The organism is Corynebacterium minutissimum, assembly GCF_016889765.1.
GTDB lineage: Bacteria > Actinomycetota > Actinomycetes > Mycobacteriales > Mycobacteriaceae > Corynebacterium > Corynebacterium minutissimum_B.
The window spans coordinates 2,004,353-2,017,421 of sequence record NZ_CP069533.1; the positions used below are offsets into that span (position 1 = coordinate 2,004,353).

General features: G+C 58.9%; 18 protein-coding genes. 11 read left to right on the forward strand and 7 right to left on the reverse strand.

Features of this window, described 5'->3' with window-relative positions; translation table 11 throughout:
- Positions 1-3 precede the first annotated feature (3 nt).
- Complete coding sequence (gene hpf / locus I6J26_RS09370) at positions 4-654, forward strand: ribosome hibernation-promoting factor, HPF/YfiA family (RefSeq protein ID WP_115021371.1); 651 nt, start codon at positions 4-6, stop codon at positions 652-654.
- A gap of 125 nt (positions 655-779) precedes the next feature.
- On the opposite strand, the gene I6J26_RS09375 is transcribed toward hpf, so the two are convergent.
- Positions 780-1,085, reverse strand: coding sequence for a hypothetical protein (locus I6J26_RS09375; protein WP_115021372.1), 306 nt, complete (start codon positions 1,083-1,085; stop codon positions 780-782).
- A gap of 265 nt (positions 1,086-1,350) precedes the next feature.
- Between I6J26_RS09375 and secA the strand changes: the two genes are divergently transcribed.
- Together secA and I6J26_RS09385 are read left to right on the forward strand one after the other, a co-directional pair.
- Positions 1,351-3,903: a preprotein translocase subunit SecA gene (gene secA, locus I6J26_RS09380; RefSeq protein ID WP_115021373.1), complete on the forward strand. Its 2,553-nt coding sequence runs from the start codon at positions 1,351-1,353 to the stop codon at positions 3,901-3,903.
- A 127-nt stretch (positions 3,904-4,030) separates the two neighbouring features.
- Positions 4,031-4,408: a hypothetical protein gene (locus tag I6J26_RS09385; protein ID WP_115021374.1), complete on the forward strand. Its 378-nt coding sequence runs from the start codon at positions 4,031-4,033 to the stop codon at positions 4,406-4,408.
- A gap of 6 nt (positions 4,409-4,414) precedes the next feature.
- On the opposite strand, the gene I6J26_RS09390 is transcribed toward I6J26_RS09385, so the two are convergent.
- Positions 4,415-4,822 carry a hypothetical protein gene (locus I6J26_RS09390; protein ID WP_070672824.1) on the reverse strand — a complete coding sequence of 136 codons (408 nt, stop codon included), beginning with the start codon at positions 4,820-4,822 and terminating at the stop codon, positions 4,415-4,417.
- Positions 4,823-5,016: 194 nt separating this feature from the next.
- Between I6J26_RS09390 and I6J26_RS09395 the strand changes: the two genes are divergently transcribed.
- The 4 genes from I6J26_RS09395 (at position 5,017) to I6J26_RS09410 (ending at position 7,012) form a co-directional block, all read left to right on the forward strand.
- The gene (locus tag I6J26_RS09395; RefSeq protein ID WP_039674214.1) at positions 5,017-5,427 is read left to right on the forward strand and encodes an HAD-IA family hydrolase; all 411 of its coding nucleotides are present in this window, start codon (positions 5,017-5,019) and stop codon (positions 5,425-5,427) included.
- 12 nt (positions 5,428-5,439) lie between these two features.
- Complete coding sequence (locus tag I6J26_RS09400; RefSeq protein ID WP_181815430.1) at positions 5,440-5,949, forward strand: DUF6912 family protein; 510 nt, start codon at positions 5,440-5,442, stop codon at positions 5,947-5,949.
- Between the two features lie 75 nt (positions 5,950-6,024).
- The gene (locus tag I6J26_RS09405; RefSeq protein ID WP_115021376.1) at positions 6,025-6,351 is read left to right on the forward strand and encodes a hypothetical protein; all 327 of its coding nucleotides are present in this window, start codon (positions 6,025-6,027) and stop codon (positions 6,349-6,351) included.
- Positions 6,352-6,403: 52 nt separating this feature from the next.
- Positions 6,404-7,012 carry a hypothetical protein gene (locus I6J26_RS09410; RefSeq protein WP_115021377.1) on the forward strand — a complete coding sequence of 203 codons (609 nt, stop codon included), beginning with the start codon at positions 6,404-6,406 and terminating at the stop codon, positions 7,010-7,012.
- A gap of 8 nt (positions 7,013-7,020) precedes the next feature.
- On the opposite strand, the gene rsgA is transcribed toward I6J26_RS09410, so the two are convergent.
- Both rsgA and aroA read right to left on the reverse strand, forming a co-directional pair.
- Positions 7,021-8,043, reverse strand: coding sequence for a ribosome small subunit-dependent GTPase A (gene rsgA / locus I6J26_RS09415; RefSeq protein ID WP_115021378.1), 1,023 nt, complete (start codon positions 8,041-8,043; stop codon positions 7,021-7,023).
- Entirely contained in the window at positions 8,036-9,340 is a 1,305-nt protein-coding gene (gene aroA, locus I6J26_RS09420) for a 3-phosphoshikimate 1-carboxyvinyltransferase (RefSeq protein ID WP_115021379.1), read from the reverse strand. Before aroA ends, rsgA begins: the two co-directional genes overlap by 8 nt.
- On the opposite strand from aroA, the gene I6J26_RS09425 reads away from it, so the two are divergent.
- Positions 9,339-10,001, forward strand: a complete 663-nt coding sequence (locus tag I6J26_RS09425) for an SOS response-associated peptidase (RefSeq protein ID WP_115021380.1) — start codon at positions 9,339-9,341, stop codon at positions 9,999-10,001. The genes aroA and I6J26_RS09425 overlap by 2 nt on opposite strands.
- A 51-nt stretch (positions 10,002-10,052) precedes the next feature.
- Here I6J26_RS09425 and ybaK read toward each other — a convergent pair whose 3' ends face one another.
- A complete protein-coding gene (gene ybaK / locus I6J26_RS09430; RefSeq protein ID WP_115021381.1) occupies positions 10,053-10,556 on the reverse strand; it encodes a Cys-tRNA(Pro) deacylase in 504 nt (167 codons plus the stop codon).
- A 37-nt stretch (positions 10,557-10,593) separates the two neighbouring features.
- Between ybaK and I6J26_RS09435 the strand changes: the two genes are divergently transcribed.
- Together I6J26_RS09435 and rsrA are read left to right on the forward strand one after the other, a co-directional pair.
- On the forward strand, positions 10,594-11,229 hold the full coding sequence (locus tag I6J26_RS09435; RefSeq protein WP_115021382.1) for a sigma-70 family RNA polymerase sigma factor: 636 nt from the start codon (positions 10,594-10,596) through the stop codon (positions 11,227-11,229).
- Positions 11,229-11,501: a mycothiol system anti-sigma-R factor gene (rsrA, locus tag I6J26_RS09440; protein WP_115021383.1), complete on the forward strand. Its 273-nt coding sequence runs from the start codon at positions 11,229-11,231 to the stop codon at positions 11,499-11,501. Before I6J26_RS09435 ends, rsrA begins: the two co-directional genes overlap by 1 nt.
- Before the next feature lie 93 nt (positions 11,502-11,594).
- On the opposite strand, the gene I6J26_RS13005 is transcribed toward rsrA, so the two are convergent.
- Entirely contained in the window at positions 11,595-11,669 is a 75-nt protein-coding gene (locus I6J26_RS13005; RefSeq protein WP_012714902.1) for a 50S ribosomal protein bL37, read from the reverse strand.
- An 81-nt stretch (positions 11,670-11,750) separates the two neighbouring features.
- On the reverse strand, positions 11,751-12,008 hold the full coding sequence (locus I6J26_RS09445; protein WP_070672799.1) for a WhiB family transcriptional regulator: 258 nt from the start codon (positions 12,006-12,008) through the stop codon (positions 11,751-11,753).
- 520 nt (positions 12,009-12,528) lie between these two features.
- On the opposite strand from I6J26_RS09445, the gene I6J26_RS09450 reads away from it, so the two are divergent.
- Positions 12,529-13,029 carry a hypothetical protein gene (locus tag I6J26_RS09450; RefSeq protein ID WP_115021384.1) on the forward strand — a complete coding sequence of 167 codons (501 nt, stop codon included), beginning with the start codon at positions 12,529-12,531 and terminating at the stop codon, positions 13,027-13,029.
- Positions 13,030-13,069 lie beyond the last annotated feature (40 nt).

The following is a 13,069-nucleotide window of genomic DNA, read 5'->3' on the forward strand; positions in this document are numbered from 1 at the left end:
TACATGTCCCAGCAGACCAACGCTCAAATCACCATCACGGGCCGTAACGTGGAAGTTCCGGAACACTTCCAGGAGCGCGTCGCCGGTAAGCTGGCCAAGATTGAGCGCCTTGATCCGACTCTGACGTTCTTCCATGTAGAGCTGATGCACGAGCCGAACCCGCGCCGCGAGTCCGAGGCTGAGCGCCTGCAGATCACTGCCACCGGTAAGGGCCATATCGCTCGTGCGGAGGCTAAGGAAGACTCCTTCTACGCTGCCCTCGAGACGGCCCTGAGCAAGATGGAGCGCTCCCTGCGCAAGGTCAAGGTCCGCCGCGAGAACGTCAAGTCCGGCCACCGCGCCCAGAAGGGTACCGGCGAGATTGCCGCCGAGATGGTTGCTGAGGCTGAGGCGGCCAAGCTCACCAAGGAAGATCGCTACATCGATCCGTACGCAGAGACCGTCGAAGATGTCCGCCCGGGCCAGATCGTGCGCTTCAAGGAGCACCCGGCCACCCCGATGTCTGTCGATGATGCCCTCAGCGAGATGGAGCTGGTGGGCCACGATTTCTACCTTTTCGTCAATGTGGAGAACAATAAGCCGTCTGTGGTCTACCGCCGCCATGCCTACGACTACGGTCTCATCTCTCTGACTGAGGAGAACGAAGAGAGCTAAGCTCTCGCGCCTTCCCGTCTAGTTGCGTAAGTCAAGCGCATACTGGTCGCCGAAGAGCCAAAGGCCCTCGCTGCACTGTGGACTGTGCGGCGAGGGCCTTTTTACTCTGTACTGGAGGCGGATTCCTAGAGGGAGAATTGGCTCGATAGGCGGACTTCTTGCTCGGCCACGATTTGGAGTGGAATCAGCGCGATAGCTAGCGGGGCAACGATGAGCAAATCCGTGCCGAAGTTTTCGGTTGGATGCGTATTAGGGGCGTGAGAGCTTTTAGCGATTTCTAATGCTCCGGTCATAATGGTGCTATAGAGCCACATGGCACTTCCGCCTTGTGGGGTATCGTCTTCGGCAGCAAAGGCGGCAGGGGCGGTGAGCGTGCTGACCGCCAGGGCGGTGGAGGTGGCTGCGGCTACGGCAAACCTGGAAAGCTTCATGGTTTAGTCCTTTTCGTGTAGGGCGTGGAGTGGACATTCCTCGGGACGAAGCGAGAGGAGCAAGATGAACATCGTTCACCTTTGTTAAGGAAATCGTTGTCCTCCACGGGATCGTTAACAGGGGGAACTGAGTGAACGTCGAACTCGCGGTGGAGTGGGGCAGTCTAGAGAGACTTTGGGCTAGCCCTGCAGCGAGGCTTAAAACCTAGTGAGTACAATGGCGACGAGTTAACTATATTGTCGCGACAAGAAGGACTATCTAGACGTGTTTGGACTTTCCAAGCTGCTCCGCGCCGGTGAGGGACGCACCGTAAAGCGCCTAGCCAAGATGGCTGATGATGTTATTGCCCTCGAGGATGATTTTGCCAAGCTCTCCGACGATGAGCTGAAGGCGAAGACGGAGGAGTTTAAGGAGCGCCTGAGCAAGGGCGAGAAGCTCAACGACATTCTGCTTGAGGCTTTTGCAACCGTGCGTGAGGCTGCCTGGCGCGTGCTGGATCAGAAGCACTACAAGGTGCAGATCATGGGCGGTGCTGCCCTGCACTTCGGCAACGTTGCTGAGATGCGCACCGGTGAGGGTAAGACCCTGACCTCACTGCTGCCGGCCTACCTCAATGCGCTTGAGGGCAAGGGTGTGCACATCGTGACCGTTAACGACTACCTGGCTAAGCGTGACGCGGAGATGATGGGCCGTGTGCACCGCTGGCTTGGTCTCTCCGTTGGCGTCATTCTTTCCGAGATGCGCCCGCCGGAGCGTAAAGAGGCCTATGCGTGCGATATCACCTACGGTACTAACAACGAGTTGGGCTTTGACTATCTGCGCGACAACATGGTCCGCTCGCTCGATGACACCGTACAGCGCGGCCACCACTACTGCATCGTCGATGAGGTGGACTCCATTCTTATTGATGAGGCCCGTACCCCGCTCATCATTTCCGGCCCGGTTGACGGTTCCTCCCAGTTCTACAGCGTCTTCTCCCAGTTGGCGCCGAAGATGCGTGAAGGTATCCATTACGAGGTCGACCACAAGAAGCGCACCATCGGTGTGCTGGAAGATGGTGTCGAGTTCGTTGAGGATCAGCTCGGTATTGATAACCTCTACGCTCCTGAGCACTCGCAGCTGGTGTCCTACCTCAACAACGCGCTGAAGGCTAAGGAACTCTTTACCCGCGATAAGGACTACATCGTCCGCAACGGCGAGGTCATGATTGTGGACGGCTTCACCGGCCGTGTCCTGGCTGGTCGTCGTTATAACGAGGGCATGCACCAGGCCATCGAGGCCAAGGAGCAGGTGGAGATCAAGAACGAGAACCAGACGCTGGCAACCGTCACCCTCCAGAACTACTTCCGTCTCTACGACAAGATTTCCGGCATGACCGGTACCGCCGAAACCGAGGCTGCCGAGCTGCACTCCATCTACGGCCTCGATGTGGTGCCGATTCCGACGAACAAGCCGAACCAGCGTATCGACCACTCCGACCGCATTTACAAGACTCAGGAGGCGAAGTTCGCCGCCGTGGTCGATGACATCTCTGAACATGTCGAGGCCGGCCAGCCGGTGCTGGTGGGTACAACGTCTGTGGAGCGTTCCGAGTACCTCTCCCAGCTGCTGAGCAAGCGCGGCATCAAGCACTCGGTGCTCAACGCGAAGCACCACGAACAAGAGGGCCAGATCGTCGCTCGCGCGGGTCGCCCCGGCACCGTGACGGTGGCTACCAACATGGCCGGCCGTGGTACCGATATTGTGCTCGGTGGTAACCCCGAAGTCATCCTCGATGAAAAGCTGCGCGAGCGCGGACTAGATCCCTTCGAGGACGAGGAGAAGTACCAGGAGGCGTGGGACGCCGAGATCGATGAGGAGAAGGAGCGTTCCAAGAAGCTTGGTGACGAGGTCCGTGAGGCCGGTGGCCTGTACGTCCTGGGTACCGAGCGTCACGAGTCGCGCCGCATCGACAACCAGCTGCGTGGTCGTTCCGGCCGTCAGGGTGACCCCGGTGAGACCCGTTTCTACCTGTCCATGCGCGATGAGCTCATGGTGCGTTTCGTCGGCCAGTCGATGGAAAACATGATGAATCGTCTGAACGTGCCGGATGATGTTCCGATCGAGGCCAAGATGGTCTCTAACTCCATTAAGGGCGCGCAGGCGCAGGTGGAGAACCAGAACTTTGAGATGCGTAAGAACGTGCTCAAGTACGATGAGGTCCTCAACGAGCAGCGCAAGGTTGTCTACGCTACCCGCCACGACATCCTCGATGCCGGTGACATCAAGGACAACATCCGCTCCATGATCGATGACACCGTCTCTGCTTATGTCTCTGGCGCGACGGCCACCGGCTATGTCGAGGATTGGAACCTCGATGAGCTGTGGAACGCGCTCGAGTCCCTCTATGGGCCGACTATGTCGCACGAGTCACTCGTTGACGGTACCGAGTACGGCTCCGCCGGTGAGCTTTCTGCGGAGCAGCTTCGTGACGCTTTGCTTGCCGACGCTAACTCGGAGTACGACAAGCTGGAAGACTCCGTCACCGCCATCGGCGGCGAGAGCCAGATGCGCAACACTGAGCGCATGATCATCCTCCCGATCATCGACCAGAAGTGGCGCGAACACCTCTACGAGATGGACTACCTCAAGGAAGGTATCGGTCTGCGTGCCATGGCACAGCGCGATCCTCTGGTGGAGTACCAGAAGGAAGGCGGCGAGATGTTCAACGCCATGAACGACGGTGTGAAGGAAGAAACTGTGCGCCAGCTGTTTATGTTGCGCAAGCAGTTCAAGGCTCAGGAAGAGGCTAATGCCGCTGAATCCGGTGAGGCTTAAAACCAAGCACACAACATCCTGAAAAGACGCTGCGGGGTAGGCTCCCCGTGGCGTGTTTTCATTGGAGGCACTTAGCTTTATACTGTCAGAATATTATTCGTTTCGTGTCTCGGAGGTTCTCATCATCATGCGCCGCTTCTCTATGCGAGTAGGTTTGTCCGTTTTTGCCTCCGCCACCCTGCTGGGCGGCGGCGCAGTTGCCTCCGCCTTTGAGGTAGCACCGGAAGAGCAATGCCAGTTGTCTTCCGTGCTCAGCTCTGAGGAGGGCTCCGGTGCTGAGGGGTCTGAGAGCCCGGCTGGCCTGAGCTCTCAGAACTCAGTTGCCACCGAGTGCGGTGCTGTTGCCGACGCCCCAGCAGTCGCGGGCTCTTCCGACCCCGTAGCAGGTGCCGCTACCCACGCCACCATGTTCGGGGGAATCAGCTTGGCGCTTATTAGCGCCTCCGCCGCCTTCGCAGGAATTGACTGGACCCCGATCCTTATCAAGCTGGGTTCCTGGTTCTAAGCGGACTTACAGTGGGGTTCGGGGGCCCACTGTCAGCATGCGAAATGAACGTAAGTGCCGGCCGGACGCGGAGCCGGTAAAAGCGCGCTGCTGGCCGCCAATAACGGCGGAACCGAAGTATTCACCATTGGCCCGCGCATGCAAACTGCTGAGCGCGATGCGCCCGCGGCTCCTATCGGCAGGCTGAGCCTTCTTCCACGCCCGAATGTGCGTGGAGATTTCTGGCGCAAAACGTGCGCTGTCGAGATGGCTTAACGGCCGCAGGGATGCCGCAACCTCCACTACGATGACGACCAAACCGCGGATCTCCTCACGCGTCGCGAGGTCAGCGGCGGTAGGTTCGCTTTCATAGCGAATGCGCTGTGGAGCGGCGTAGAGCTGCAGATGGCTCATTCCGGGGATGGGGATGTACACAAGAGCTAACCTTCCCAGCGGTGAGCGGCGCAGACAGGGGAGAGGAGAGCTGGACGCCTTTTCATTGTGCCACGCTGACAGCCTTGGCTGCTAGCTCGCTGCAGGACGCGGGTGGTAGGAGCGTTCACACTGTAGGTTCGCTATACTTTCGGACGATATACACAGCTCAACGCGAAGGGTGAAGGATAGAAATTATGCGTGGACTCATCGTTGATTTTGTAGGTGTGCTGGACGGCACCGAGGAAGACGTCAAGCGCTGGCGTGCACTGTTTGCCGCTGCCAAGTCGAATGGTGTGGCCACCGCTATTCTCTCCAACGATCCAGGCGGCCCAGGCGCTGAGCACATTCGCGAATGGGAATACCGCGGCATCGTCGACGCCGTAGTCCTCTCCGGCGAGATCGGTGCCGAAAAACCGGATCGTGCTGCCTTCCAGGCCGCTGCCGATGCTATCGATCTGCCTATTAATGACTGCGTCATGGTGGATGATTCCATCGTGAATGTGCGCGCCGCTGTGGAAAATGGCATGGTCGGTATGCTCTACACGGTCTTTGACCGCACCAGCGTTGAGGTCCAGGCCGTCTTCGACATTGAAGGTGAGTTCTAAGTGTCCTCAGACGTGCGTGTCTTCTTGCCCGCCACGTTCGCTATGCTCAGCGAGCTGGAGGAAACCGGTCAGCTCGCTGCACGCAGTGGATGGGGCTTTATGGTGACTCCGGCGCTGCGGGAGTTCTATACCGAAGGCGGAGATGAAGAGGAGATTGCTTATTCTGCCTTCCTTGAAGCCTCCATGGCCTCTCTGCGCCTGCTGGCCATTGGTGATGAGGAGAAATTCCCGCATCGCCGCGTCGTAATCTCGGTGGATGTCGATGAGTCTGTCGTTACCCCGAAGCCAGATATGGGCGAGCCCGTAGTGGCACTGAACCCGGCCATCATTACCAAGGACAACCTGCAGGCGATTCACGTCGACATCGAGGAATCCGAAGCAGCTACAGCAAAGGCCATTGAGGCCATTGATAACGCCGACTTGGGCGATGAAGACGCTGAGCTCGCCGTTGGTGATGCCCTGGATAATTTCATGGCGTTCTACGACCCGACGGAGCTACCTTTCCTCGTCGAGCTGCTCTAAACTCAAGCTCATTCCGCTTTCTTCCCCCCTTGAAGCCCTGCCGAGCAGGGCTTTCAACTTTAAGGAGTTACCCCCATGAAGGCATCCCGTCTTTCTGCACTGATTACTGCTGCCGCACTGTCCACCGCTGTTCTTGGCGCCCCTGCCGCTGGCGCACAAGAAGCAGCCGCTCCCGTCAAGAATGCGGTGGAGACGTCGCAAAGCAGCACCAACAGCACTGCATCCGATACGGAAAAGCAGGACCCGAGTCTTGCTGAGCAGCCCACCACGCCGTGGCTGCGCATCGTGGAAGGCTCCTCCCAAGGGCCGGCCGGTGTCATCATCGCGACTCTTTTCGGCATCATCAGCGTCGGTATGGCTATCTATCAGCAATTTGGGGAGTACCTGCCCAAGTTGGGCTAATTGTTGATAGTCTGCTTAGGTAAAACTTAGCTCGATCGAAAGGCTCTCACCAATGTCTTCCTCCCGTATTCGCCGTGTGGTGGCTACCTCGACCTTGTCCGTCGCGCTTGTGGCTGGCGGTGTCGTTGCCCCGACTGCCGGTGCAGTGACCACCTCCATCAAGAACAATAAGTGCACCATCACTTTGAGCGATAAGGAATCGTCCGACCTGTCCAACGCCGAGTCCAAGGACAACGATGTGGATTCTGGCCTGCTCCAGGATGACTACGAGATCCTGCCGAAGGACGCCGGGGCCCGGGCACGTGCTGTTCAGAACCAGTCTGACGAGCTGTACCGCGACCTTGCAGATTTTGAGACTGAGGTCGAGCTTGGTGACGAAGACGCGGTAAAGCGCGCCAAGAACAACATCAAGGTAGCCGAGACCTTCCGCGACATCGCACCGGAGTACATTAAGGCGCTCAACGCGTGTGCGAAGAAGGAAGAGTTCAACAAGAAGAAGGATTCGGACGGCGACAACACCTCCTCCAACATCGATAAGGGTGGTGCAATCATCCTCGGTGTGAGTGGTGCTCTCACCATCATCCTGATGGCTCTGCGTGCTGCTGGCCCGTTCCTCAAGACTGTTCTGCCGCCTCAGTTGGCAGACATGATTCCGGCTTAAGGTTCAGGCTAAGCCCAGTCCACATTGGTGCGCAGGGCTGCTAGCAGAGTGCGGACGGCATCGCGGCGCCGAGCTGAGGCGGTGCCGTCTTCGATGTTGAGGTCCAATCCGCACTCGGGGTCGGCTGGGGGGCCGGCATGGGTACAGCCGCGGGGGCAGTCTTCGATGGCCTCCGCAAGGTCCTCAAACACCTCGATGACGTTTTCCGCATCGATGTGAGCCAGACCGAAGGAGCGGATACCGGGGGTATCAATAATCCAACCGCCGTGCGGCGTATCTCCAGAAGCAGGCAGACGCAGAGCGACTGACTGCGTCGAGGTGTGGCGGCCTTTGCCCACGGCAGAGACCTCACCCGTTTCTCGGTGGGCATCTGGGACGAGGCGGTTGACCAAGGTAGATTTGCCCACACCGGAGTGCCCGATAAGGGCGGTCACGTGGCCGTCGATAGCCTGGCAGACGTCCGTGAGGTCATCATCTACGCCGGCCTCCACGACGGTGACATTCAAGTCCTCAAATTCCTTGGCAAAAGGAGCGGGATCGGTGAGGTCGGTCTTGGTTAGACACAGAACTGGGTGAATATTGCCGGCGAACGCGGCGATGAGCGCGCGCTCCACAAAACCAGAACGCGGTGGTGGGTCCGCTACGGCGGAAACGATGAGGAGACGGTCGGCATTGGCCACGACGATGCGCTCATAGGGATCGGTATCGTCAGCAGTGCGGCGCAGGACGGAGGTGCGCTCCTCTAGCTTCACGATGCGCGCGAGCGTGTCCTTCTTACCCGAGGTATCGCCCACGACGCCGACGCGATCGCCGACCTCCACGGGGGTGCGGCCCATCTCTCGAGCGCGCATGGCAGTGACAATGGGGCCATTATCGTCCAATGCGATTCCCCAGCGCCCGCGGTCCTTGGTGATGACCATGCCGAATTTGGCGTCCTTGTGCTGGGGGCGGTCCTTAGTACGCGGGCGGGAGCCCTTGCCTGGGCGAATGCGAACATCGGACTCGTCGTAACTGCGTGCGCGTCTAGCCACGGACCATGTCCTCCCACATCTGGGCAAAGCTAGGCAGAGTCTTCGACGTGCACTCGATGTCATCGACGTTCACGCCCTCGACAGCGAGGCCGATGATGGCACCAGCGGTGGCCATGCGATGATCCGCGTAGGCACGCCACGTCCCGCCATGAAGTGGGGCGGGGGTGATGCGGAGGCCGTCGTCAAGCTCGGTAACGTTGCCACCCAAGTTATTAATCTCCGCTGCGAGAGCCGCCAGACGGTCCGTCTCGTGGCCTCGCAGGTGTGCGATTCCGGTCAGTGTCGAAGGAGTGGAGGCCAGCGCACACAGCGCCGCGACGGTCGGGGTGAGTTCGCCGAGATCCCCCATATCCAGGTCAACACCGCGCAGGCCAGCTGCACCTTCCTGAGGCCCGGTCACCGTGAGGTGTGGTTCCTTACGGGGAGCCTGTGGGACGTACTCGACGGTGGCGCCCATCTGCTCCAGGATGCCGCGGAAAGCATCGCCTGGTTGCGTGGTTTCCTCCGGCCAGTTCGGAATACACACGCTACCGCCCGCAACGGCCGCGGCGGCAAGGAAGGGCGTCGCATTGGAGAGATCCGGCTCGATGTACCACTCACGGCCCCTGATGGGGCCCGGATGGACGACCCACTTGTTGTCCGCCGAGAAAGCGTAGACGCCGGCCTCACGCAGCATGGCAATAGTCATCGCAATGTGCGGCTGGGAGGGGACAGGTTCTCCCTTATGGAGCACGACGAGGCCATTGCGGTAGCGCGGAGCAGCCAGGAGGAGGCCGGACACGAACTGGGAGGATGAGGAGGCGTCGATGGTCACCTCGTACACATCCGGCACACCGCGTGGTGTGATGCGCAGAGGCACACTATCGCCTTCGACGTCGACGCCAATCTCACGCAACGCGGTGGTCATGGTGGACATGGGGCGCTTGCGGGCGTACGGGTCACCGTCGATAAGCACAGGCCCATCCGCCAAGGCGGCTACCGGCGGCAGAAAACGCATAATGGTGCCGGCCAAGCCGCAATCTACCTCCGCGCCGTGCAGCGAGCCCGGTGTGACGCGCAGGTGCGGTCCCCACTCGGAGAATCCCACGCCCATGGCTGTGAGGGCTTTCCTCATGAGGTCAGTATCACGAGAGACGAGCGGGTTGTAAATGATTGAGGCGGAGTCCGCCAACGCGGTAAGGATGAGGGCGCGGTTAGTCATCGACTTCGAACCAGGGATCTCCTGCGTCCACGACAGGGGGCCGGTGGGTTGAGGCGCACTCCAGAAATCAGACATGTAGTCCATAATAGGGGGCATGTGCGGAAGATTTGTACTGTTTACCGAGTCCCTCCTCGACGAGGTCGGTGAGTGGGAATCCATCAAGGAGGTCCACGCGCCCGAGGGCTTGCCGCCCGCTCGCTACAACATTGCCCCGACCCAACCGGTGGCCATCGTCCGTGTTGAGGACACCACCGCGCGAGTAGAGCCGGCGCGCTGGGGACTTCTCCCTCACTGGAAGAAGGACCTGGATGGGCCACCGCTGTTCAATGCACGCGCTGAGACGGTGGCGAAGAAGCCCTCCTTTCGTGATGCCTTCAAGGCCCAACGCTGCGTTATCCCCTTGGATGGCTACTACGAATGGAAAGCAGGCGATAACCCGAAGGCGAAGAAACAGCCCTTTTACGTCACCGGTCCCGAGGGGCTGCTGTGGGCAGCGGGATTGTGGGCCACGGGCGTGGACAGGTTATCGGCCACGATGGTGACCACTGAGGCTACCGAGGAAATGGCGTGGCTGCACCACCGTTTGCCCAAATTCCTGCGCAGGGAAGAGATTGCGCCGTGGCTCGCCGGGGAAGCCTTGCTCGAACCGAGCTCGGTGGAAGGTTTCAACGCTTGCCCGGCGGATCCGGCGGTGGGTAACGTCCGCAATGACTATCCGGAGCTGATTGCCGAACAACCGCCGAGTACCTTGTTTTAAAAGCCGAGTACCTTGTTTTAAAAGCTGTGTAGCGTGCCCGAGGCAGGATGCCTATTCGGCTAGGAGGTCGGCGAAGGAGACGTCGAGGACCTGGGAGAAATCTTCGGCGTTCATTTCGATGTCGAGGCCTCGCTTGCCGCCGGAGAAAAAGATGGTATCCCACAGCACCGCTGTTTCATCGATGACTGTGGGGAGGACGTGTTTGTGGCCGAGGGGTGAAATACCGCCGGGGATGTAGCCGGAAGACTTAGAAGCATCGGCAGGATTGGCCATAGAGGCTCTGGAGGCGCCGAAGGCAGCGGCGGCCTTCTTGAGACTGAGTTGGTGGGTTACTGGAAGGACACACACGGCGAGCTGACGTTTGGGACCTTTGCCGGCAGTGAGGTCGATGACAAGGGTCTTGAAAATGCGGTCAGGCTCGACATCCAAAGCCTTAATGGCCGCCTCCCCGAAATGGTCGCTGCCGCCGTCGAAGGTGGTGACGCGGTGCTCAACACCGGCCTCCGCTAGGAGTTTGAGTGCGGGGGTAGCTGCATGCGGGGTCTTCTTAGCCATAGGAACCACCCTAGTCCGGGGCGCTAGGATAGTTTCTATGGCCACAGACACGACGAGCGCGAGCGAAACCTCAAAAAAGCAGCGCGAACAGCAGAGGCTGTTTGAGGAACAAGCCCTGCCGTTGCTGGACCAGCTCTACGGTGGTGCGATGCGGCTGACCCGCAACCCACAGGACGCAGAGGATTTGATCCAGGAGACCTACTTGAAGGCCTACAGCAATTTCGGCTCCTTCAAGCAAGGCACCAACCTCAAGGCCTGGCTCTACCGCATTATGACGAATACGTATATCAACTCCTACCGCAAGGCGAAGCGCCGGCCGACAGAGTCGTTGGCAGATGAGCTCAGTGATTTCCAACTGTACACCACTGCGGGACACGATTCGACCGGCCTAGAATCCGCCGAGGTGGAAGCGTTGAAACAGATGCCCGACTCGGAAATCTCTGACGCCATGAACGACCTTCCCGAGGATTACCGCATGGTGGTCTACTACGCGGATGTGGTGGGTCTGGCGTACAAGGAGATCGCTGAGGTGATGGATACCCCGTTGGGTACGGTGATGAGCCGATTGCACCGTGGAAGAAAACTACTCCGCACTGCGTTGAAGGACGTGGCACGAGAAAAAGGCATTGGCCGCGACCACCCAGATATGAATTCAAAGACGGAGGAGAAGTAATGGAACGCGCAACAGGACGTAACTGCGGTGCGTGCAACTCTCCGGAGGTAAATGCACTCTTTCGGGAGCTGCTCGATGAATCGACGAGCTATGCACGGGCGCTCGCCATCCGCGAGCACATCGCGCAGTGCGACGTGTGCCAGGAGCGCTTGGAAAGCGAAGAAGTGGTGAGGGCTCTTGTTCGCAAGTGCTGTAGTGGTCAAGCCGCACCGCAGTCCTTGCGTCGGCGGATTTCTGTGCAGATTACGCGCACTGAAATCACGTGGGGATAAAGGGATAAGCCTCCGCGGCTTTCTGTGGATACAGCAAAGGCCCGTTCCCGCCGTGGATGCACGGTAATGGGGAACGGGCCTTAAATGCTGACGTTATGCGTTAGGACGCTTGCCGTGGTTAGCGGACTTCTTACGGCGATCCTTGCGCTTACGGCCACGCTTGCTCATCGCGTACTCCTTCTGTTAAGGGTAAATGAACTTATTTAACTGTAGCGGCAGGGTATGCCGAAGTGGAAATCGGGGGAGTGTTTAAGCAGACACGCGGGCGCGGCTGCGGCTGCGGTTACGACGCTTGATAGCGCGGCGTTCCTCCTCCGACAGGCCGCCCCAGACGCCGGCGTCCTGGCCGGACTCGAGGGCCCACTTGAGGCAAGAGGAAGCAACCGGGCAGCGGTTGCAGACCAGCTTGGCCTTTGCGATCTGAGTAAGTGCAGGGCCGGAGTTACCGACTGGGAAGAACAGCTCTGGGTCTTCGTCGCGGCAAACGGCTTCGTGGCGCCAATCCATGATTGAAATCTCCTAACAAAATTGTGACAGCAGTGGATCACTAAGAACAGTTCACAGCGGTAAGCACAGCAGGAAACTGCCCCGAGTGTTGAAGGGGGAAGGTGGACCGGTCTGCGGTCAGTGGGACCCTGTCTCGAGGTAGGGTCAGCGTCGCCGCCGCCATGATTCACCTTGTGTTTACTCGGATTTTCCTCCGAGTTTCGAACTGGTTTAACAGCTCGTTGTTTTTGCTACCTGAGAATAATGACATGTTTACTCCAAGTCCGCTAGGGGTAAACGTCAAAAAGTGGTCAACGTCACTAAAATAAACGCTCATCTTTACACTTACGCTTCCGTCGGCGCGCTGTAAGAATCCTGTCAAAAAGTCTTCTACCTGCAATATTCTCTTTTCTAAGGTGAGTGTGGTGACCTGGATCCCGTCAAATCCATTTATGAGGATTTGCCCCCGTTATCGGCCCACCGGTTCAGTGAACGCCGCGGAAAGAAGAGGAAGTAGACAGGAGAAGTAGACTAAGCAGACGTGACTAAGAAGAAGAAAAACACTGGCAATTCGACGTCCTCCCGAAAGACCTCTCAAGCGGAGTCAAAGTCTGCGCCGAAAGAGGCCACGATTGCGAGCCCGCCGCGCTCGGTTGTCGTGTCTGCTGGCATTGCTGTGATTCAATCCGTCGCGGTCATCATTTTTGGCATCTTCCTTATTATCCGCGAAGTAACTGGTGCTGAGAATGCCTCGATGGTCTCTGATTCCGGTGCAGCTGGCTACGTGGGGTTAGGCACGGCCATCTTCCTCTTCATCGTTTTCGGCTTCGTCATTGTGGCGTCTCGGGCCTTTGTGAAGGGGCGGCGCTGGGGGCGCGGTGCTATTGTCCTCGTTGAGTTCATTTTGGCAGCGATGGCGTTCCAGATGTTTAGCGGTGGATCCCCGGTCCTGGGGGCTGTGACCCTGGCCAGCGCGGCCGTTGTGCTCTACCTTCTCATGGCGGTGCCAGAAACGGCGCAGTGGGCCGAGCGGAACTTTTAAGGATTCGCTTGAAGTAGATGCCCGTCAGTGACGGCGGTGG